Raw genomic sequence first — 21,763 nt, forward strand, 5'->3', positions numbered from 1 at the left:
GCCGAACCGGACATCAGCCCATGAAGCGTGAACCTGATGCCTATGCCGTTCCGTCCGCCCCCGCGGTCGTGGAGACCGTCACCAGGACGACCTGTCCCTATTGCGGCGTCGGCTGCGGCGTGATCGCGACCGTCGACGAGGGCGGCTCGGTGTCGGTGAAGGGCGATCCGGATCACCCGGCCAATTTCGGCAGGCTCTGCTCCAAAGGCTCCGCACTGGCCGAAACGCTGTCGCTGGATGACCGGCTGCTGCACCCGGAGGTCGGCGGCATCAGGGCCTCGTGGGACGAGGCGCTCGACCTGGTCGCCGGCAAATTCGCCGAGACGATCCGGGAGCATGGACCGGACTCGGTCGCCTTCTATGGCTCCGGCCAGTTCCTGACGGAGGATTATTACGTCGCCAACAAGCTGATGAAGGGCTTCATCGGCTCCGGCAACATCGACACCAATTCGCGCCTTTGCATGGCGTCCTCCGTCGCCGGCCACAAGCGCGCCTTCGGCAGCGACACGGTTCCGGGCACCTATACGGATCTGGAAGCTGCGGATCTCGTCGTGCTCGTCGGCTCCAATCTCGCCTGGTGCCATCCGGTCGTCTTCCAGCGCATCGCGGCCGCCAAGGACAAGCGGCCGGACATGAAGGTCGTGACCGTCGATCCGCGCCGGACGGCGACCTCGGAAATCGCGGATCTCCACCTTTCCATCGCCCCCGGCGGCGATGTCGCGCTCTTCAACGGATTGCTCGTCCATCTGACGCGGGCGGGCGCCGTCGACAGTGCCTATGTCGCCGACCACACCGTCGGCCTTACCGAGGCGCTCAACGTCGCTGCCGGGCGCAGTGCGGACCTGGAGGCCGACACCGGCCTGTCGCGCGCCGACCTTGACGCCTTCTTCGACCTCTTCGCCGGTACCGAGAAGGTCGTGACCGTCTACAGCCAAGGCGTCAACCAGTCGGTGACCGGCACGGACAAGGTCAACGCCATCATCAACTGCCACCTGCTGACGGGCCGGATCGGGCGCGAGGGCATGGGGCCGTTCTCGATCACGGGCCAGCCGAACGCCATGGGCGGGCGCGAGGTCGGAGGTCTTGCCAACCAGCTTGCCGCCCACATGGACATCGGCAATCCTGACGACCACGACCGCGTCGGCCGCTTCTGGCAGGCGCCGGCCCTTGCACACGAGCCGGGCCTCAAGGCCGTGGACCTGTTCAAGGCTGTGGCCGACGGCAGCGTCAAGGCCGTGTGGATCATGGCCACCAACCCCGTCGACAGCCTTCCCAACGCCGACGAGGTGGCAAGGGCGCTGGAACTTTGCCCCTTCGTGGTCGTCACTGAAGTCATGAAGCAGACCGACGCGACGAAATATGCCGACGTGCTCCTGCCGGCCCTCGGCTGGGGCGAGAAGGACGGCACGGTCACCAACTCCGAGCGCCGTGTCTCGCGCCAGCGCGCCTTTCTGGACGCACCGGGCGAGGCGAGGGGCGACTGGTGGATTCTGACCGAGGTCGCCTGTCGCATGGGCTTTGCCAGCGCCTTTGCCTACGAGCGACCGGCCGACGTCTTCCGCGAGCATGCCGCGCTCTCCGGTTTCGAGAACGAGGGAAACCGCGACTTCGATCTCTCCGGCCTTGTCGACATTGACGACAAGGCCTTCGACGAAATGCTGCCCGTCCAGTGGCCGTTCAGGGCAGGCGAGCCGACGGCACAAGCCAGCGAAGACAAGCGCTTCTTCTCGGCGGGCCGCTTCTATACGCCCGATCGCAAGGCGCGATTCATTCCGACCGAGGTCAAGCCGCTGGCACTCGATGCCGGCTTCGACATGCTGCTGAACACCGGCCGCGTTCGCGATCAGTGGCACACCATGACGCGCACCGGAAAGGCGGCCCGGCTCACGTCCCACATCGCCGAGCCCTTCGCCGAACTCAATCCCGTCGACGCGGATCGCCTCGGCATTCTGCCTGCCGGCCTCGTCGAGGTGACGAGCCGCTACGGACGCGCGGTCGTGCGCGCCCTCGTCACGGAGCGTCAGCGCAAGGGGAGTGTCTTCGTTCCAATGCACTGGACCGGGCAAAACTCAGCGAAGGGACGCATCGATGCGGTTGTCGCGCCGCCGACGGACCCCATATCAGGGCAGCCGGGCCTCAAGGCGACGGCCGTCAACACGAGGCCCTATGCCGCGCGGTGGTATGGCTTCGCGGTGCTGCGGGATCGCCCGGAGACGATCCCGGCCGATTATTTCGCACTTGGGCGGTCGAGGGGCGGATATCGCCTCGAACTTGCCGGGCGTGACGAGACTCTTGCGGTCGACGCCTTGTTCGATGCGCTGATTGCGCCACTTCCCGGCGATGAGCGGCTGGCCTATCATGACCGGACAAGGCACGTCAGCCGTCATGCCGTTTTCCGCAACGGCGTCCTCGTTGCGGCGCTCTTTGTCGGGCCGGAACCGGTGGCCGCCTCGCGCAGCTATCTGGTTGATCGTCTTTCAGCCGATGCGATGGACCCGCGCGACCGCCTGAAGCTTCTCGCCGGACGAGCAGGAGCCGAGGAACCGGACAAGGGCGCGATCGTCTGTTCCTGCTTCGATGTGGGTGTGAACACGATCACCGAGGCGATCCTTGCCGGAACGGCGATGACGGTCGATGCTGTAGGCAAGGCCTTGAGAGCTGGAACGAATTGTGGCTCCTGCCGGAGCGAGATCGGGAGATTGATTGATGCGTGTTGCGTCCAGAAGACCGGCTGAGGCTGCGCCCGCCCGCATGGGGCCGTTGGCGACGCTGCCGGTTTTCCTTGGCCTCAGGGGCCAGCGCGCCGTTGTCGTCGGTGGATCGGCCGCCGCGGCATGGAAGGCGGAACTGCTGGCCGCCGCAGGTGCACGCGTCGAGGTCTATGCCGAATCCCTTGAGGACGAAATGGCCTCGCTGCTGCGCATTGGCGCAGCGGCCGGTTCGCTCGTTCACGCCGGCCAGCATTGGTCCGGCGAAACGTTGAACGGCGCCCGCATTGCGATCTGCGATGCCGAGACCGACGAGGAAGCTGCCGCCTTTGTCGAGGCGGCCCAAGCGGCTGGCGTTCCGTGGAACGTCATCGACAGGCCGGAATTCTGCTCCTTCCAGTTTGGCTCCATCGTCAACCGCTCGCCGGTCGTCATCGGCATCTCGACCGATGGCGCAGCGCCGATTCTCGGACAGGCGATCCGCCGCCGTATCGAAACCCTCATCCCGCAAACGCTTGCGCTCTGGGCCGGACTCGCCGCCCGCGTGCGCGAAGGCGTCACCAGCGCATTGCAGCCGGGTGCCCAACGGCGCAAGTTCTGGGAAGCCTTCGCCGAACGTTCCTTTGGAGCCGCTCCACCAGAGGAGAGCGACGCCCTGGTGTCGTCCTTGCTGGACGCGGCAACGAACGAAGCCCCCCACGGCGGCGGGCGCGTCACCATCGTGGGCGCGGGGCCGGGCGATGCCGAGTTCCTGACCATCAAGGCCGTTCGCGCCCTGCAGTCGGCCGACGTCATCCTCTTCGACGACCTCGTTTCCGACGACGTGCTGGAACTTGCCCGCCGCGAAGCCAAGCGCATGCTCGTCGGCAAGCGGGGAGGGCGCGCCTCCTGCCGTCAGGAGGACATCAACGACCTGATGGTGACTCTCGCGCGCCAGGGACGCCACGTGGTGCGCCTCAAGTCAGGCGACCCGATGATCTTCGGCCGCGCCGGCGAGGAGATTGCGGAGCTGTCGGACGCCGGTATTCCGGTGGACGTCGTGCCGGGAATCACGGCGGGCATCGCGCTCGCCTCCACCCTCGGCATTTCCCTCACCCACCGTGACCTTGCCCATTCGGTTCGCTTCGTCACCGGCCATGCCCGCGACGGCCGGCTTCCCGAAAAGCTCGACTGGAAGGGGCTCGCCGATCCGGAAACGACGCTCGTCGTCTATATGGGCGGCAGAACCTCGCGTGACCTCGCCAACCGACTGATTTCGGAAGGCCGCTCGCCGTCGACGCCCGTCGTGGTCGCCGAGGCCATTTCCCGTCCCGACCAGCGCCTGCGCCACATGACGCTCGACGATCTCGCCGATGGCCAGATCGCTCCGCCAGAAGCGCCGCTCTTGCTCGGAATAGGGGCCGTCTTCCGGCGCACCAGTGCGCAGGAGCTGTCCTCCGATGTCTCCGATCGCGCCCTGACCGGCAGTTCCAGTCACTGACACCCGTCAGGCTCTTGCTTTGACGCCATGCCGCGCGGCTGCGACGAGCAGCACGCCCAGCATCGTGCCGTTGAGCAGGTGCCAGAAGACATGCGTGCCGAGCGGCCAATCCTCACAAACGGCAATGTCGACCGTTCGAAAGGCGAGTGAGACAAGGAAAATGGCCGTCGCCGCAAGGATATAGCGCGCGGCGGCATGCCGGGCGAGGCTGAGTGCGGCCGAGAAGACGACGAGACCGAGGATCGCCGGTAGATACTGCAGGCTGCCGTTCAATGTCCCGGAACCGTCTCCCGGCACGATGGCCATGACGCCAAAGGCCACGACGATGGCGATCGCCATGGTGCGGGCGACGCGGAGCCACGACTGGCCGAAAAAGCGCCGGAGCGCAAAGACGATATAGAGGACCACGAAGCTCCAGATCGGAATCACGTCGGCAAGACCGGTGAGCCGATTGGCAAAGGTGTGAAAGAGAAACGATCCGATACCGACCACGATGACGCCGGCTGAAAGAAGGGCAACGAAGCCGTCGCGCGCATGCCGCGCGTTGAGCCAGAGGCCGAGGAGCCCCGCCAGGACGAAGGACAGGTTCGACAGGGCATTGAGCGGTTCGGCCCAGAATCCGGGCCCGAGCCGCTCGCAATAGATGTCAACGGGCTGCCAAAGATCCATGTCCCCCGGAATCCTCTCTCCATCATGTCCCGGTCACGCCGGGTTGATAAATCTCGCGCCCAAGTCCATATGCTGGAACAAATCCAATCTCACGTATCCGCATTTCATCAGAATGTCGTTGTCATGCATGCCCCTCGGGTTCTGAGGCGAGCACATGGGCACTCGCGGAACTTCTTTTGAGGGACAAGCCGAATGGCCGAAGGCAAGACCACCGCCAAGGTGAACGCCGACGAAGGAACGCTGATCGAGACCATCCGCAATCTCTGGCCCTATATCTGGCCGTCGAACCGGACGGATCTGAAGGTCCGCGTCGTCCTCTCCTTCGCCGCCCTGATCATCGCCAAGATTGTCACCGTCCTCGTTCCCTACACCTACAAGTGGGCGACGGATGCTCTGACGCCGGGAGGCATGGACCAGCAGACGCAGACCATCCTGATGGTCTCGGCCCCCGTGATGCTCGTTGCTGCCTATGGCGTCGGACGGATCTTGCTCAACGCCTTCAATCAGCTTCGTGACGCGATCTTCGCCAAGGTCAGCCAGCACGCGGTGCGCACCCTTGCGTTCAAGACCTTCGTGCACCTGCACCAGCTCTCGCTGCGCTTCCATCTGCAAAGACGGACCGGCGGCCTGTCGCGAGTCATCGAGCGCGGCGTGAAGGGTATCGAGACCATTACCCGCTTCACGATCCTCGGCGCGCTGCCGACGGCCATCGAATTCGCCTTTGTCGCGGCGGTCATCTGGTGGCAGTTCAACTGGATCTATCTCGTCGTCGTCGCGGTGACGCTTTGGCTTTATGTCTGGTACTCGGTGAAGGTGACGAATGCGCGCATCACTATTCGGCGCCGGATGAACGCGGCCGACACCGAAGCGAACACCAAGGCGATCGACTCGCTGCTCAATTTCGAAACGGTCAAGTATTTCGGCAACGAGACGATGGAGGCCCATCGTTTCGATGAATCGATGGCCATCTACGAGAAGGCCGCGACCGAGACGAACACATCGCTGGCGCGCCTCAACAACGGCCAGACGATCATCTTCAGTGTGGGCATGACCATCTGCATGGCCATGTCGGCCCAGGCAGTGCTGAATGGAACTCAGACACTGGGCGATTTCGTCCTCATCAATTCGCTGCTCATGCAGCTCGCCATCCCGCTCAATTTCATCGGCATGCTCTATCGCGAGATCCGGCAGTCCATCGCCGACATCGAGCAGATGTTCCAGCTTCTCGATCAGCCGGCGGAAATCGTAGACAGTCCCAATGCGGTGCCGCTGAAGGTGAACGGCGGCACCGTCACTTTCGATAATGTGGTCTTCGCCTACGATCCGGACCGGGTCATCCTGAAGGGCGTTTCCTTCGAGGTTCCGGCCGGCAAGACGGTGGCGATCGTCGGCCCGTCGGGTGCCGGCAAGTCGACCATGTCGCGCCTTCTTTTCCGCTTCTACGATGTCACAAGCGGACGCGTCATGATTGACGGGCAGGATGTGCGGGACGTGACGCAGCAGTCGTTGCGCACGGCGATCGGCATGGTGCCGCAGGACACGGTCCTCTTCAACGACACGATCTTCTACAACATCCGCTACGGCCGCCCGGACGCGACGGAAGAAGAGGTCTACAAGGCTGCTGAAATGGCCCAGATCGGCCATTTCATCGAGAGCCTTCCGCAGGGCTACAAGGCGATGGTCGGCGAACGCGGCCTCAAGCTCTCGGGCGGCGAAAAGCAGCGCGTTGCGATCGCCCGCACGATCCTGAAATCGCCGCCGATCCTGATCCTCGACGAGGCAACGTCCGCCCTCGACACGAACACCGAACGCGAGATCCAGTCGGCACTCGACCGGGTCAGCGAGAACCGCACGACTCTGGTGATCGCCCACCGGCTTTCGACCGTCGTCAATGCCGACGAGATCATTGTCCTGGAGAAGGGCCAGATCGCCGAGCGCGGAACGCATATGGCACTGATCGCCAAAGGCGGGCTCTACGCCACGATGTGGAACCGCCAGCGCGAGGCGGCGGAGGCCGAGGACCGGTTGAGGGCGGCGCGGGAGCACGACGATCTCGGCATCATCACCCGCGGCGCGCGGGCCGAAGACCTCGCCATTTCGGAATAACCGGACTCGAGCCCCAGACCCGAGCCCCGGATCGGCGCCTCGTCCATCCGCACAGCATGGCTCCAGTCGCGGGACAGGCCCACCTGCCGGGTGCCCAACAACAAACCGTCGGCCTCATTTGCTGGCGGTTTGTTGCATTGCAGCCTTGAGAGCCGGCCCGCGACGTGCCAAACGTGGCGGAACTCGAAAATCGGCCTCGGACAAGGGGCCGTACGCGGTGTCCGGTGACGAACGTCGCCGGCAGTGCTGCGCAGGGGAGAATACAGGGGCCAATGTCCGTCGCTCAGTCCATCAAGAACGCGATTCCGCCGATCCATCCGGAAGGCCATCGCTTCATTGCGATCTTCGCTGTCCTGACGCTCATTCTCGGGTGGTTCATCGGACCGCTGTTCTGGATCGGCCTTGCGCTGACCATATGGTGCGCGCTGTTCTTCCGCGACCCCATCCGCGTGACGCCGGTGGCGCCCGATCTCGTCATCAGCCCCGCCGACGGGCGCATTTCGGATATCGGCCTTGCCACGCCGCCGAAGGAGCTCAATCTCGGCGACGTGCCGCTCCTGCGCATCTGCGTCTTCATGAACGTGTTCGACGTCCATGTGAACCGGACTCCCGTGAGCGGCCGGATCACCCGCGTTGCCTACAAGGCCGGCAAGTTCCTCAACGCCGAACTCGACAAGGCCAGCGAGGACAACGAGCGCAACGGCATCGTCGTCACCATGGAAGACGGCAGGCAGATCGGCGTCGTGCAGATCGCCGGACTGATCGCACGGCGCATCGTCATGTTCTCGCGCGAGGGCGACAGCCTGGTCATGGGCGACCGCTTCGGTCTCATCCGCTTCGGATCGCGGGTCGATGTCTACCTGCCGACGGCTGCCGGCGCGCGGGTTGCCGTCGGTCAGAAGGTCTATGCGGGGGAATCGGTGCTTGCCTCGCTCTCGGGCCGCGATCCCATGCCCGTCGTGCGGATAGGGTAGAACGATGTCCAGTTTCTTTCCGCCCTTCGACCCGTTCGACAAGGACAAGGACGAGGCAGACCGCCGGCGCCGCCGGGGACGCGGCCGGCTTCCCATTCGTCTGGTGGTGCCCAACCTCATCACGTTGCTGGCTCTATGCCTTGGCCTCACCGCCATACGGATGGCATTCGAAGGACGATACGAGCAAGCGGTTGGCGCCATCGTACTCGCAGCGCTTCTCGACGGTCTCGATGGCCGCATTGCCCGGTTCCTGAAAGCGACGTCGCGCTTTGGCGCGGAACTCGATTCGCTGTCGGATTTCGTCAGCTTCGGCTGCGCGCCCGCGCTCGTTCTCTACAGCTGGTCGCTGCATGACGTGCGCTCCTTCGGCTGGATCGCCGCATTGCTCTTTGCCATTGCCGCCGCGCTTCGCCTGGCACGCTTCAACGTCATGCTGCTATCGGACGACAAGCCCGCCTGGCAGGCGAATTTCTTCGTCGGTGTGCCCGCACCGGCCGGAGCCATTGCCGTTCTTCTGCCCGTGACGCTGGCGCAGGTCGACCGCATCTTCGTGCCGCCGGCGATCGCCGCTCCCCTCGTCGCCGCCTATGTCATCCTCATCGGCGTCCTGATGGTCAGCCGCGTGCCGACCTTTTCCGGCAAGAAGATGGGCGGCATCCGGCGTGACCTCGTCGTGCCGCTCTTCGTGCTCTTCGTTCTTCTTGCCGGCCTCACGGTCAATTTCCCCTTCGAGATGCTGGCCATCGTCACCGTGATCTATCTGGCCTGCATTCCGCTCGGCTGGAGGGCCTGGAACAGGTTGTCCAGCCTGCATGGCGTCGTCGACGAGGATGTCATCGGCGATCTCGGCGATGACGCGATTGACGAAGATTTCGACGGTCCGCCGGAAGACGACAAGGCGCGTTGAAACGCACCGGTGTCGGAATGACTTTCACCGCCGGCGCTCAGATCGCGTTGCGAAGACGTCGAGAAGCGGTTTTATTTGTGGACAAATCAATCCGGTGACATGAACCTGACGTCCATCCGTTCAAAATCGGGCGGTCCGGCGTTAGCGAAGACGGGTCGTGGCTGATCCGCTTCGGCGAGCAAGATGCTGCACGGGGAACGGACGACAGGGACAGCACTGTCCGGCGTCCGGCAAGAAAAGCGGCATTCGGGTCAGAAGATCATTCAATCGGAACCATTGGAAGGTTTGGCGATCGGGGGCGTCTGTGCGTGAGATGGAAGGCGACGGCGCCTCGAACATCTGCCGGATCGAACTGATCGGGGAGCCGCGCCTCCGGTTTGGCGATGAGCTGGCAACCGTCAAGAACCGCAAGGCTCTGGCAATCCTTGGCCTTCTGGCCTTCTCGCCATCCGGCATGCTCTCGCGTGAGCGGATTATCGGCCTCCTTTGGAGTGAACGGCCGCCGGAGCAGGCACGAGGCGCGCTGCGTCAGACGATCTACGACCTGAAACAGTCGCTGGGGCCGCGTCTTGAAGACATCCTTGTTGTCGGCCGGAGCGATCTTCATCTGGCGGCTCAGAACCTCGTCGTCGATATCCAGGAAATCCAGGCGGCAATCGTCTCCGCGGAGCGGCCACCGCCTGGCGTGGCCTGGCATCGGCTGAACGAGACGCTCTTCGCCGGCTTCGAGGACCTCGATCCCTCGTTCCAGCTTTGGCTCGCCGTTCTGCGCCAGAGCCAGGGCGACCGGCTGCTGTCCCAGTTCGAGCGCCGGCTCGACCACGCCGCCACGGACGAGGAGCGTCGCGCCTGGGCGTTCGCCTTGCAGGAGGCCGACCCGACCAACGAGTTCGCCTGCCGCTGCCTCATGGACAGCGATGCCGGGCGGGGCGACCTTGGCAGCGCCATCCGGCGCTACGGCATCCTCTGGGACCTGCTGGACGAAGAATACGGAACGGAGCCCTCCAACGAGACCCAGGCTCTGGCCGTCAGGATCAAGAGCGCGACGGTCGAGACGCCGGCCGAGCCCGTCCGCGCCGCGGCCGTTTCCGAACCGATCCGCATCTTCGTCAGGCCGTTCGACGCCTATGGCATCGATCCGGGACTGAACTACCTGACCGACGGTTTCCGGCGCGATTTTCTGGCAACCCTGCTTCCGTTCCGCGACTGGGTCATCATCGAGCCGAGTGAGCCGCTCGATCTTGCCGCGCTCCACGATGCTTATGTGCTCGAGGGCGCCGCCTATCCGGACGGGGACCTGCTCCGTCTTGCCCTGACCGTGAAGGAGGCCTCGACCGGCCGCTACATGTGGAGCGACAAGTCGACGCTCAGTCTCGCCGACTGGTTCCAGACCTGCGAGCGGCTGGCCCGCCGGCTGGCAGCAGCCCTGCATGTCAATCTCTCCGCCGACCGGCTTGCGCGTCTTTCCGCCATGCCGGACGTCTCGCTCTCGATCTACGACCGCTGGCTGCGGGCCCAGGAACTCCTGAATTTCTGGACCCCGGAGGAGGAACAGCGGGCGGAAGCGATCGTGCGCTCGATTCTCGACGAAGCGCCCGACTTCGCCCAGGCAAACACCGGTCTCGCCCAGATCCTCAACGCCCGGCACATCGTCTTTCCCGGCCGGCCGAAGATCGATATGGCCAATCTGGAAGCCGTGCGACACGCAAGGCGAGGGGCCGAAAAGGATCCGATCAACGCCGGCGCTCATCTATGCCTCGGCTGGAGCCTCGTGATGACCGGCAATCATCAGGATGCCATCGGTGCCCTCAATGCCGCCTGCGAGCTCAATCCCGGCAATCCGCGCGTCCTGGCCTCCGCAGCCGACGCGCTGACGCTTTGCGGTCAGGCGACGGAGGCGCTGCGGCTGGTCGACAGGTCGCTGGAACTCGACGTCGGCGCAACGCGGCTGCTCTGGGGCTATCGCGTCTCCGTCTACCTTTTCGCCGGCGAAGCGGAGAAGGCGGTCCAGGCCGCCGAGCGCTCGCAGAACGCGATTCCTCTCGGAGGCGGATATCGTGCCGCCGCTCTCGCCGCGCTCGGCCGCAAGAGCGACGCCCGCGAGGCCTGGAAGGAATATCTCGACTTCATTCGCGGCCGCTGGCTGGGCGATAAGAAAAAGCCCGATGACGCTGCGCTCGCCGCATGGTTCCTTGCCTCGCCGCCGATGTGTTCAAGCTCGATGAAACAGCAGCTTGCAGGCTGGCTGAAGATTGCCGGCGCCGAAGTCTGATCCGGAGTTCGGCGGCCTTGTCGCAAGATTTGAAATGATTGGTATACAAAAAGCCCCGCAGCCCCTTTACGAGAAAGCCTGCGACGGTTTAGAAAAGTTCACGCGCCGGTGATGATTTGGGTGATCATCGCGGACGCAGTGCCAGTGGCAGTGGGCTGGCTTCTGGTCATCGTCCCGCAGGAAGCGGGACACTTCCTGGACATGCAACCGATTAGGGATCAGGGGTGGTTCCAAAATCGGGCGGTGTCCTTGGGCTCCGGCCTGTGAATGTGTCTGCCGGAGTTCAATTCGGGGAAGGACGCGGATACGGAGAGCGGCATGTGCCGAAGCTCCGAGCCGGCCTTTCGTGTTCGAGGGACGATACGCGGTCCGTTGAATCGGGTCGTGCGCAGTCGGTTAACTGTACGTTAACGGTCGTTGCGCATGGTGCAACTTGGTTCAAGGGTCATGACGCCGATGTCGCCTGTTGCCCAGATGGGGCGCATGGTGCCGTCGCCGGATGCGTGTCGAAAACAAGGCTGACACAGGCATGAAGAAGCAGAATGGGTTTGGCGAAACCGCTAACAATGCGCGTTTTGCCAACTGGCGCACGGCACGCCTCGCCGCTACCGCCCTTCTGACAACGCTCGCCCTTGCTGCATGTTCCAGCGGCCCGGACCAGATCCTGACGCGAACGTCCGCCAAGCTTGATCCCAAGCTGGGCGTCAAGCCGAGCCCGCGTGTCGTTGCCGACGGCAATCCCATCCCGAAGGGGGGCGGACGCTCCATGGTCGGCAAGCCCTATGTGGTTGCCGGCAAGCGCTATGTGCCAAGGCTCAATCCCGACTATGCCGCCGTTGGACTTGCCAGCTGGTACGGCAGCGCCTTCCAGGGCCGCTATACGGCCAACGGCGAAATCTACGACATGAATCACCTGTCGGCGGCTCACACGACGATGCCGCTGCCGTCCTATGCGCGTGTGACGAGCCTCGATACCGGTCGCTCCGTAATCGTCCGCGTCAATGACCGCGGGCCGTTCCACGGCAAGCGCATCATGGACCTTTCCAAGCGCGCCGCCGATATGCTTGGCGTTCGCCAGGCCGGTGTTGCCAAGATCAAGGTCGCCTATGTCGGCCCGGCGCCGACCGAGGGTGACGATACAAGATACCTGATGGCGTCCTATCGTGGTCCTGATGGCGTCGTGCCGGGCGGTACGATGCCGGGCACGACGCTGGCGAGCAACGACAAGGCGCTGCCGGGCGTCGATGTGCCGACCGCCTCCCGGAAAAGCGCGCCGGCTCCTCTCACGCAGGTTGCCCGCCTGAACGTTCTGCCGCCCGAGCGGCCGATGGACGGCGTCGAAGTCTATGCCATCGTCGCCTCGAACGCCGATCCGGTCGATGCATTCCTGACCAGTTCCGGCACGATGGTCGCCTCGGCCGATATCGTCACGCCGCAGGCGCAGGTGACGAACGCCTCCTACACGGTTCCGACGCAGGGTCCGGCCTTCGTCCAGAAGGTCAGCTACGCGCCCTCGGCCGAGCCGGCGGTGTCCGACGCCGGAAATCCGTTCGGCACCTTTGTCCCGACGCCGCGTGAAATGCCGTCGATGCGCAACTCCTATGCCGAGGACCGCATCAATCAGGCCTACAGCGCCGTGACCGATGTCGGGCAGGGCCTTAGCTTGTCGCAGTTGCAGGCCCGTCTGAAAACCGAGGCGACGACAACCTCGCCGGTCGCCGTTTCCGCTGGTGGAAATGCCTCGTCCCCGGTGATCGAACTCGGCTCCTTTTCCGATGCCGCCAACGCCGATCGCCTGACCGCAGCTCTCTCGCATCTCGGTGATGTCGCGGTCGACGACTTCGTCGCCAACGGCCGGACGCTGAAGCGGGTTCGCCTCACGGCGCTCGCCGATGGCGTGACGACCGACGCGGCCATCAAGGCCGCGAGCGAGGCTGGTGCAGGCGGAGCCTTCGTTCGGCGCTGACACCCATGCGGGCCGGGAGCGCATTCGGATCGGATCGCCCGAACATTTCGTCGAGCCGCCTGTTTCGCAGGACAGCGGCCGGCGGCCGAATTGCCTTGACCCTGGCCGCATTGGCCCTGACAGCCTTGACCCTGACCGCGGCCGGTCCTGCCGGAGCGGTCGAAACCGCCGCCCCCCGCATCCTGATGGTCGATTCCTCGACCAGTCGCAGCGTCCTGATCCAGCGCCGGAGTGGCGAGGTCTTCGCCCCGGGCAACTTTGCCAAGCTGATGACGCTTGCGGTGGTGCTGGACGCCCTCGACCAAGGCGAGATTGCGGAAACGACGCCATTTCCAGTGAGCGAGCATGCATGGCGATCCGGCGGCGCACCGGCCGGCGTCACCACCATGTTCGCCAGGATAAAATCCGAAATCCCCGTTTCCGATCTTCTTCGCGGGCTCGTCGTCGATCACGCCAATGACGCCGCCATCATCCTTGCCGAAGGCTTGTCCGGCTCGGAACAGGTCTTTGCCGGTCGCATGAACGAACTGGCCATCCGGATCGGGATGAGCGACAGCCGTTTTGCCAACCCCACCGGATTTGCCAGCCCGTCCGCCCGGATCACAATGGCGGACCTTGCCCTTCTCTGCGACTGGATCTGGACCCGGCACCCTGACGCGAACACGCTGTTTTCCGCCCCCGATTTCACCTGGAACGGCATCACCCAGCGCAACAAGACAACGCCCGTGCGCAACGTTCCGGGCGTTCTCGGCATGATGCTGGCGTGGGACCAGCGCGCCGGTTATGGCGCTGCCATCCTGGCCGAGCGCGGCGACCGCCGGATTGTCCTTGTCATGAACGGGCTGGGCAGCGAGAAGGCGAGGGACGACGAGGTGACCGCACTGGTCGATGCGGCCTTTGACGAGTTCTGGCCCGTGGCCCTCTTTCCGCCGGGCGCGACCGTGGGCGAGGTTTCCGTCTTCCGGGGCGCCGTCGAACGGATACCGGTCAAGGCGCAGAACGGCGCCTCCGCCGTTCTGCCGGTCAGCGACGACGCCGACGTTTCGGCCGCTGTCGTCTATGAGGGTCCGGTCAGCGCTCCAGTCGAGGCCGGCCAGGAAATCGCCAGCCTCGAAATCTCCGTTGCCGGCGAAAACGTCGCAAGCGTTCCGCTGGTCGCCGGGGCGGACGTGAGTGAGGGGACGTTTTCGCAGAAGGCCGGCGACGGTCTATACCAACTCCTTTTCGGTTGGTGGTAGGGCCGGCTCGGGAACGAGCCTCGATTTGCCTTCCAAACCGGGCCTTCGATGCGATAGAGACAAGCAAGACAGATGGTTTGGGGAGAAGGCGTGACAGGCCGGTTCATCACGTTCGAAGGCGGGGAGGGTGCGGGCAAGTCGACGCAGATTGCGATGCTTGCCGCGCATCTCATGACGAAGGGGTTGACCGTCAATGTGACGCGCGAGCCCGGCGGCTCCCCTCGCGCCGAAGCCATCCGCGAGATCCTGCTTTCCGGCCGGGCCAGACCGCTCGGTCCCCTCGGCGAGGCTCATCTTTTCGCGGCGGCCCGCATCGATCACATCGCCGAGACGATCCGGCCGGCACTCGCCCAGGGACAGATCGTGCTCTGCGATCGCTTCGTCGATTCCACGCGCGTCTATCAGGGCATGTCAGGCGGCCTCGACGAGGCGACGGTCGCGGACCTCGAACAGGCGGCCACCGGCGGCCTGAAGCCCGACCTGACCTTCATCCTCGATCTTCCCGTTTCGGTCGGACTGGCGCGCGCGGCCAGAAGGTCCGCCGGCCCCGACCGCTTCGAGGACGATGCCGTCGCCATCCATGAGGCGCGCCGTCAGGGCTTCCTCACGGTCGCTGCATCGGAACCGGAACGCTGCCGGGTCATCGATGCCGATCGCGCCGCGGACGATGTTGCGCGCGAGATCGCAGCCATCGCCGACAATCTGATCATGTCGCCGGCGAACGGAGGCTGACATGGCGGCATCCGGAGACCTTGGAGGTGAGGCCGACGCGCTGGAAGGAATTCCCCTGCCGCGCGAGCAGACGGCGCTCTTCGGGCATCGCGAGGCGGAACACACACTGGCCGCAGCCTATCGCAGCGGCCGCATGCACCATGCCTGGCTCATCACCGGTCCAAAGGGGATCGGCAAGGCGACACTCGCCTACCGCATGGCGCGTTATCTCCTCAGCCATGCCGATCCGTCACGCGCGCCGGAAAGCGACGATCTGGGTACGACCTTCGATCCGCGCGTCGACGCGCAGGTCACGCACGGAGCCCATCCCAACCTGTTGCATCTGATGCGCCCGCTGTCGTCCGACGGCAAGCGCTACATGACGGTCCTGTCGGTGGACGAGGTCCGCCGGGCCGCGATGTTCTTTGGCAACAGCGCCGGCGGATCGGGCTACCGTATCGCCATTGTCGACGCGGCGGACGACATGAACCCGAACGCCGCCAACGCGCTCCTGAAGATGCTCGAGGAGCCGCCGCCTCGCGCCGTCTTCTTCGTGCTCTGCCATGCGCCGGGGCGTCTTCTGCCGACGATCCGCTCGCGTTGCCGTCGGCTGATCCTCTCGTCGCTGGCAGCCGAAGACCTGCATGCCGCGCTTGATCATCTCGGCCTTGCCGTCGATCCCTCAAACGAGGCCAGCCTGGAAAAACTTGCCGAGGGCAGCGTGCGCCGGGCGCTGGAATGCCTGTCCGGCAACGGCCTTGAACTTGCCGCCGCCTTCGACGACCTTGCCGCAAACCTGCCCCGGATCGACCGGAAGGCGCTGCACCGCTTCGCCGAGGCCGCCACGGGCCGCAAGGGCAGGGACGAACTGCCGCTCGTCGGCGAATTCGCACGCACCTACCTCACCGAGCACATGCGCCTTGCCGCCGAACAGGGCGCTTCGGCCGCCAAGCCATATGCCGATGCCTTCGGCCGGGTGGAGCGGATCCTTGCCGAGACGGAAGGCATCAATCTCGACCGGAAGCAGGCCGTGCTTGATATCGTTCAATCCCTTGCGGACTGCGCCCGCGCCTAGTATCGAAGGCCTCGGAGCGGCCATGTCTGACGTTCGCCGCTCCATTTTGGCCATCCGTCACGGCACACCGGCGAACGCTGGCCGGCTGCGCGTCCGGATCAAGGGAAAAGCCGCAAATCCATGAAACCGAAATATTACCTGACGACCGCGATCTCCTATCCCAATGGGGTGCCCCATATCGGCCATGCCTATGAGGCGATGGCGACGGACGCGATTGCCCGGTTCATGCGGCTTGACGGCAATGACGTCTATTTCCTCACCGGCACCGACGAGCACGGCATCAAGATGCTGCAGACGGCACGCGGACTGGGAATTCCAGTGCGCGAACTGGCCGAGCGCAACTCGGCCGAGTTCAGGGCCATGGTCAAGATGCTCGGCTGTTCCAACAACGACTTCATCCGCACCAGCGAGCCGCGCCACTATGAATCGTCGGCGGCGATCTGGGAGAAGATGAAGGCGAACGGCGACATCTATCTCGACAGCTACGCCGGTTGGTATTCCGTGCGCGACGAAGCCTTCTACGGCGAGGACGAGACCGTCATGCGCGACGATGTCCGGCTCGGCCCGCAGGGCACGCCCGTGGAGTGGGTGGAGGAGAAGAGCTATTTCTTCCGCCTCTCGGCCTATCAGGAAAAGCTGCTCGCCCATTATGAGGCCAACCCGGACTTCATCGGCCCGGCGGAGCGCCGCAACGAGGTGATGAACTTCGTCAAGGGCGGTCTCAAGGACCTCTCGATCTCCCGCACCACCTTCGACTGGGGCATCCCCGTGCCGGGTGACCCGGAGCACGTGATGTATGTGTGGGTCGACGCGCTCACCAACTACATCACCGGCGTCGGCTTCCCCGACGAGGACGGCGAGATGTTCCGCAAGTGGTGGCCGGCCGACCTTCACGTCATCGGCAAGGACATCGTCCGCTTCCACACGGTCTACTGGCCGGCCTTCCTGATGTCGGCCGGGCTGCCGCTGCCGAAGCGCGTCTTCGCCCACGGCTTCCTCTTCAATCGCGGAGAGAAGATGTCGAAGTCGCTCGGCAATGTCGTGGGGCCGAAGGATCTCGTCGACACCTACGGGCTCGACCAGACGCGCTATTTCTTCATGCGCGAGGTGCCCTTCGGCCAGGACGGCAACTACAGCCACGAGGCGATCGTGGCCCGTATCAACGCCGACCTTGCCAACGACCTCGGCAATCTCGCCCAGCGCTCGCTGTCGATGATCGCCAAGAATCTCGATGGAGTGCTGCCGACACCCGGTGCCTTCTCCGAGGAGGACGAGGCGATGCTGGCGAAGGCCGACGGCATGCTGCAGCTTTGCCGGCAGGCGATCGCCGGCCAGCAGATCCATGCCGCCCTCAACGCCGTCTTCGGTGTCGTCGCGGAGGCGAACCGCTATTTCGCGGCGCAGGCTCCCTGGGCCTTGCGCAAGACCGACCCGGCGCGCATGGGCACGGTGCTCTATGTGACCGCCGAGATCCTTCGTCAGGTGGCGATCCTCGTTCAGCCGGTCATGCCGACGTCGGCGGCAAAGCTCCTCGCCATCCTGGCGGTACCGGAGGATGCGCGCGACTTTGCGGCGTTGGGTCCTGAGCACCGGATGAAGGCGGGCACGCAACTGCCTGCGCCTGAGGCGATCTTTCCGCGCTACGAGGAAAAGGCCGCCTGACGCAGTCAGCCGCACCGTTGCGATCGAAGCAAACCCGTCCGGCGGAAACGCCGGGCGGGTTTTTCATTGGGCCCGATTTTTGCTCTTAAACTCTCTGGCGAAATCTGCCGATCCACAAATGGGCGCCAGCCCCGGCTGGACCTCTTGTCTCCGTGATGCCCCTCGACATGCACGCAGCGGGTGGCTATCTGACGAGGCAGGACATCCTCCCGCCAACGACCTCCGGACCCGATCCCCGTGACTGCTACCCCGACCGTGCCTCTCGTCGACAGCCATTGCCATCTGGACTTTCCCGATTTTGCCGAGGAGCGCGACGCGATTGTCGACCGCGCCCGTGCCGCCGGCCTCGTCCGGATGGTGACCATCTCCACGCGTGTCGCCAAGCTCGATGGACTCCTCAAGATCACCGAGAGCTATCCCGACGTCTATTGCTCTGTCGGAACGCATCCGCACAATGCACATGAGGAACTCGATGTAACCGTCGGAGATCTGGTGCGTTTGTCCGAGCACCCGAAGGTGGTGGCAATCGGCGAGGCGGGGCTCGACTATTTCTACGACAACGCACCGCGCGAGGCGCAGGCACAGGGGCTGCGCACTCATATCGGCGCTGCCCGCGAGACCGGCCTGCCGCTTGTCATCCATTCCCGCGATGCGGACGACGACATGATCTCCATCCTTGAGGACGAGATGACGAAGGGCACCTTTCCGGCCCTGCTGCACTGCTTCTCGTCGGGACGCAAGCTGGCCGAGGCCGGCATCGCCATGGGCCTCTACGTCTCCTTCTCCGGCATCCTGACGTTCAAGCGGTCCGAAGAGATCAGGGACATCGCAAGGGACCTTCCGGCCGACCGACTGCTCGTCGAAACAGACGCGCCTTATCTCGCGCCGATGCCCTACCGCGGCAAGCGCAACGAACCCTCCTACGTGGTCAACACCGCCAAGGTCCTCGCCGAAACCCGTGGGGTCTCCTTCGAGGAGATGGCGCGGCAGACCAACGACAACTTCTTCCGCCTCTTCGGCAAGGTGGCAAGGCCGGACGGCGCATGACAGCCCGCTATCGCTTCACCATCCTCGGCTGCGGCGCCTCGACGGGCGTACCGCGCATCGGCGGCGACTGGGGCGCCTGCGACCCGCACGAGCCGAAGAACAGGCGGCGGCGTGCCTCGCTGCTGGTCGAACGCTTCGCCGACAACGGCGACAGGACCGTCGTCGTGATCGACACTGGCCCCGACTTCCGCGAGCAGATGCTGATGGCCGGGATCGGCTGGGCCGACGGGGTCGTCTACACCCATGCCCACGCTGACCATATCCACGGCATCGACGACCTCAGGGCCTTCGTTCACAACCGTCGTAAGCGGGTGATGATCTATGCCGACGAGACGACCAGCGCACGCCTGCACGAGGGCTTCGGATATTGCTTTAAGACGCCGCCCGGTTCCAACTACCCGCCGATCCTCGACGAGACCCGCATTCGCGCCGGCCAGCGTTTCACCATCGACGGCCCCGGCGGTCCCATCGAACTGTTGCCCTATCGCCAGATCCACGGTGACATCGACAGCCTCGGCTTCCGCATCGGTGACGTGGCCTATTCCTCGGACGTGAGCGACATTCCGGCCGAGACGGTGGTCCATCTTCAAGGCCTCGACACGTGGATTGTGGATGCCCTGCGGCCAAAACCGCATCCAAGTCATTTTTCCGTTTATCAATCAATCGATTGCGCACTTAAACTTAAAGTGAAACATGCGATCCTGACACACATGCATGCCGACTTGGATTACGTTGAAATATCACGTGAATTGCCGAAATTTGCCACCGTTGGATATGATGGAATGACCATCGAAGCGTTAATGTAGTTTATGAAGTTTGTATAAGCCATTGAAATAATGTAATTTAACGCACCTAAACTCCGGATGTGACACATCAACGGCAATTCGTGAACGAAGAGTAAACTGCAAATTCAAGAGGTTAACACCGACATCTGAGAGCCTGCCGGAGGAAGGGTGCTTTTGGCAGGAAAAGTTGGCCCGGACCACACAGCAGACGCCGCGCATTGCGGCGGCGCGACTTGGGTGATCGGGCAATCCATCTCGCTGGCCGGAACCGAAAATTCGGTCTTCCGTCCTGCGGCCGATGCGGGATGCTCTTGACGATCAGCGGCTTCCGGACCATACACGTGGCCATGATGACGATCGCGCAAAGCTCGGCTCTCGCCGGCATCCGTTCGATTATTTGTGGCTAGCTGACAAGCTGGCCGCGGCCGATCGCGTCTGACCTTTCCAGACCCTGATACGGACCCCCCGGCCAGCGCGGGCGGGAGACCCATGACTGTTACGCTGAGGCTCTACAACACGCTGACGCGCACGAAGGACGACTTCGTGCCGATCGATCCGGCCAACGTGCGCATGTATGTCTGCGGGCCGACGGTCTACGACTATGCCCATATCGGCAACGCCCGCCCGGTAATCGTCTTCGACCTGCTGTTCCGCCTGCTGCGTCATGTCTATGGTGAGGCACATGTCTCCTACGTGCGCAACATCACGGACGTCGACGACAAGATCAACGCGCGCGCGGCGAGCGAGCATCCCGGCCTGCCGCTCAACGAGGCGATCCGCAAGGTGACCTCGGTGACCGAGACCCAGTTCATGGCGGACATCGCCGAACTCGGTTGCCTGACGCCGACGGCGCAGCCGCGCGCCACAGAGCACATCGCCGACATGATCGCGCTCATCGAGCGTCTGGTCGAAAAGGGCGTCGCCTATGTCGCCGAGAACCACGTGCTCTTCTCGCCGTCGGCCATGAACGCCAGACCCGGTCCGCGCTACGGCACACTGGCCCGCCGCTCGCTCGACGAGATGCTGGCCGGGGCCCGCGTCGACGTCGCGCCCTACAAGCGCGACCCGATGGACTTCGTTCTCTGGAAGCCCTCGAAAGAGGGCGAGCCCGGCTGGCCGTCGCCGGCGGGCATCGAAGGGCTCGGTCGTCCGGGCTGGCACATCGAATGCTCGGCCATGTCGATGGCCAAGCTGCTAGCGCCAGACGGTGGAGGCCTTTCCTGCGACGACCCGAAGAAGAATATCTTCGACATCCACGGCGGTGGCATCGATCTTGTCTTCCCGCACCACGAGAACGAGATCGCCCAGAGCTGCTGCGCGCTCGGCACCGGCGTCATGGCGAATGTCTGGATGCACAACGGCTTCCTGCAGGTGGAGGGAGAGAAGATGTCGAAGTCGCTCGGCAACTTCTTCACGATCCGCGAACTGCTCGACGACTGGCCGGGCGAGGTGCTGCGCTTCAACATGCTGCGCACGCACTACCGCCAGCCCATCGACTTCACCATCAAGGGGCTGGAGGAGAGCTGGAAGCTGCTCGACGACTGGTACCAGTCGGTCGGAGACATCGCTGGCACAACGCCGGCCGCTGGCGTTCTGGAGGCGCTGGCCGATGATCTCAACACGCCGAAGGCCATTGCCGAACTCCATGGCCTGAAGTCGGATAATGCGGCGCTCGCCGGTTCGCTGCGCTTCATGGGCTTCCTGACCGAGAGCCCGGAAGCATTTGCCGCTCGCCGGCCAACCGCCGATGTCGACGAGGCCGAGATCCGGAAGCTGATCGACGAGCGCCTCGCTGCCCGTGCCGCGAAGGACTTCGCCGCCTCGGACCGCATTCGCGACGAGCTCGGCGAAATGGGTGTATTGCTCAAGGACGGCAAGGACCCGGCGACGGGCAAGGCCGTCACCACATGGGAACTGAAGCGGTGACGGATCGTGTGCCGCGCGACCGGTCCCCGAGCCTCAAGGGGACGAGACGGATCGCCGCCGCCGGCAAGTCCGGCGAACCGGTCCTGCGCTCGCGCGGCATGTTGTCGGCTCCGGCCGGTGCCTGCGTTCAATCGAACGCTCCGCGTCGGTCCAGGGGAGTGTCATCTCCGTCATCCGATCTTGCCCCTTTGATCGACAACGACAGGGGCAGGGTGCCGGCTTGGGATGAGGGCACAA

The 21,763-nt window shown here is 64.4% G+C and carries 14 protein-coding genes and 1 pseudogene; 14 read left to right on the forward strand and 1 reads right to left on the reverse strand.

Annotated elements, in window-relative coordinates:
• The first annotated feature begins 68 nt into the window (after positions 1–68).
• Positions 69–2,735, forward strand: coding sequence for a nitrate reductase (locus HDIA_RS11865; protein ID WP_425432948.1), 2,667 nt, complete (start codon positions 69–71; stop codon positions 2,733–2,735).
• The gene (gene cysG, locus HDIA_RS11870; protein ID WP_099556356.1) at positions 2,707–4,188 is read left to right on the forward strand and encodes a siroheme synthase CysG; all 1,482 of its coding nucleotides are present in this window, start codon (positions 2,707–2,709) and stop codon (positions 4,186–4,188) included. The genes HDIA_RS11865 and cysG overlap by 29 nt, the downstream gene beginning before the upstream one ends.
• 6 nt (positions 4,189–4,194) lie before the next feature.
• Here cysG and HDIA_RS11875 read toward each other — a convergent pair whose 3' ends face one another.
• Complete coding sequence (locus HDIA_RS11875; RefSeq protein WP_099556357.1) at positions 4,195–4,857, reverse strand: ceramidase domain-containing protein; 663 nt, start codon at positions 4,855–4,857, stop codon at positions 4,195–4,197.
• A gap of 192 nt (positions 4,858–5,049) precedes the next feature.
• Between HDIA_RS11875 and HDIA_RS11880 the strand changes: the two genes are divergently transcribed.
• The 12 genes and pseudogenes from HDIA_RS11880 to cysS all read left to right on the forward strand — a co-directional run bounded on the left by HDIA_RS11880 (position 5,050) and on the right by cysS (position 21,526).
• Complete coding sequence (locus tag HDIA_RS11880; RefSeq protein WP_099556358.1) at positions 5,050–6,963, forward strand: ABCB family ABC transporter ATP-binding protein/permease; 1,914 nt, start codon at positions 5,050–5,052, stop codon at positions 6,961–6,963.
• Positions 6,964–7,235: 272 nt separating this feature from the next.
• Positions 7,236–7,937 carry a phosphatidylserine decarboxylase gene (locus HDIA_RS11885; RefSeq protein WP_099556359.1) on the forward strand — a complete coding sequence of 234 codons (702 nt, stop codon included), beginning with the start codon at positions 7,236–7,238 and terminating at the stop codon, positions 7,935–7,937.
• Between the two features lie 4 nt (positions 7,938–7,941).
• Positions 7,942–8,844, forward strand: a complete 903-nt coding sequence (pssA, locus tag HDIA_RS11890) for a CDP-diacylglycerol--serine O-phosphatidyltransferase (protein WP_099556360.1) — start codon at positions 7,942–7,944, stop codon at positions 8,842–8,844.
• A gap of 313 nt (positions 8,845–9,157) precedes the next feature.
• The gene (locus HDIA_RS11895; protein WP_099556361.1) at positions 9,158–11,116 is read left to right on the forward strand and encodes a BTAD domain-containing putative transcriptional regulator; all 1,959 of its coding nucleotides are present in this window, start codon (positions 9,158–9,160) and stop codon (positions 11,114–11,116) included.
• A gap of 529 nt (positions 11,117–11,645) precedes the next feature.
• Positions 11,646–13,082 carry a septal ring lytic transglycosylase RlpA family protein gene (locus tag HDIA_RS11900; protein ID WP_099556362.1) on the forward strand — a complete coding sequence of 479 codons (1,437 nt, stop codon included), beginning with the start codon at positions 11,646–11,648 and terminating at the stop codon, positions 13,080–13,082.
• 125 nt (positions 13,083–13,207) lie between these two features.
• Complete coding sequence (locus HDIA_RS11905) at positions 13,208–14,320, forward strand: D-alanyl-D-alanine carboxypeptidase family protein (RefSeq protein ID WP_162292637.1); 1,113 nt, start codon at positions 13,208–13,210, stop codon at positions 14,318–14,320.
• 90 nt (positions 14,321–14,410) lie between these two features.
• Positions 14,411–15,052, forward strand: a complete 642-nt coding sequence (gene tmk / locus HDIA_RS11910; protein WP_173796219.1) for a dTMP kinase — start codon at positions 14,411–14,413, stop codon at positions 15,050–15,052.
• Position 15,053: 1 nt separating this feature from the next.
• Positions 15,054–16,106, forward strand: a complete 1,053-nt coding sequence (locus HDIA_RS11915; RefSeq protein WP_099556365.1) for a DNA polymerase III subunit delta' — start codon at positions 15,054–15,056, stop codon at positions 16,104–16,106.
• Positions 16,107–16,223: 117 nt separating this feature from the next.
• A pseudogene (gene metG, locus HDIA_RS11920) lies at positions 16,224–17,768 on the forward strand (methionine--tRNA ligase); the annotation flags it as partial.
• A 237-nt stretch (positions 17,769–18,005) separates the two neighbouring features.
• The gene (locus HDIA_RS11925) at positions 18,006–18,815 is read left to right on the forward strand and encodes a TatD family hydrolase (RefSeq protein WP_245884249.1); all 810 of its coding nucleotides are present in this window, start codon (positions 18,006–18,008) and stop codon (positions 18,813–18,815) included.
• The gene (locus HDIA_RS11930) at positions 18,812–19,621 is read left to right on the forward strand and encodes an MBL fold metallo-hydrolase (protein ID WP_099556368.1); all 810 of its coding nucleotides are present in this window, start codon (positions 18,812–18,814) and stop codon (positions 19,619–19,621) included. Before HDIA_RS11925 ends, HDIA_RS11930 begins: the two co-directional genes overlap by 4 nt.
• Positions 19,622–20,089: 468 nt before the next feature.
• Positions 20,090–21,526, forward strand: coding sequence for a cysteine--tRNA ligase (gene cysS / locus HDIA_RS11935; RefSeq protein WP_099556369.1), 1,437 nt, complete (start codon positions 20,090–20,092; stop codon positions 21,524–21,526).
• The last annotated feature ends 237 nt before the right edge of the window (positions 21,527–21,763 follow it).

This window comes from Hartmannibacter diazotrophicus (assembly GCF_900231165.1).
Taxonomy (GTDB): domain Bacteria; phylum Pseudomonadota; class Alphaproteobacteria; order Rhizobiales; family Pleomorphomonadaceae; genus Hartmannibacter; species Hartmannibacter diazotrophicus.

What these genes read in the sequence shown, in the direction of transcription:
- cysG (WP_099556356.1), top strand. Translation starts at nt 2,707, where the DNA reads ATGCGTGTTGCGTCCAGAAGACCGGCTGAGGCTGCGCCCGCCCGCATG.
- HDIA_RS11875 (WP_099556357.1), bottom strand. Translation starts at nt 4,857, where the DNA reads ATGGATCTTTGGCAGCCCGTTGACATCTATTGCGAGCGGCTCGGGCCC.
- HDIA_RS11880 (WP_099556358.1), top strand. Translation starts at nt 5,050, where the DNA reads ATGGCCGAAGGCAAGACCACCGCCAAGGTGAACGCCGACGAAGGAACG.
- HDIA_RS11885 (WP_099556359.1), top strand. Translation starts at nt 7,236, where the DNA reads ATGTCCGTCGCTCAGTCCATCAAGAACGCGATTCCGCCGATCCATCCG.
- pssA (WP_099556360.1), top strand. Translation starts at nt 7,942, where the DNA reads ATGTCCAGTTTCTTTCCGCCCTTCGACCCGTTCGACAAGGACAAGGAC.
- HDIA_RS11895 (WP_099556361.1), top strand. Translation starts at nt 9,158, where the DNA reads ATGGAAGGCGACGGCGCCTCGAACATCTGCCGGATCGAACTGATCGGG.
- HDIA_RS11900 (WP_099556362.1), top strand. Translation starts at nt 11,646, where the DNA reads ATGAAGAAGCAGAATGGGTTTGGCGAAACCGCTAACAATGCGCGTTTT.
- HDIA_RS11915 (WP_099556365.1), top strand. Translation starts at nt 15,054, where the DNA reads ATGGCGGCATCCGGAGACCTTGGAGGTGAGGCCGACGCGCTGGAAGGA.
- HDIA_RS11930 (WP_099556368.1), top strand. Translation starts at nt 18,812, where the DNA reads ATGACAGCCCGCTATCGCTTCACCATCCTCGGCTGCGGCGCCTCGACG.
- cysS (WP_099556369.1), top strand. Translation starts at nt 20,090, where the DNA reads ATGACTGTTACGCTGAGGCTCTACAACACGCTGACGCGCACGAAGGAC.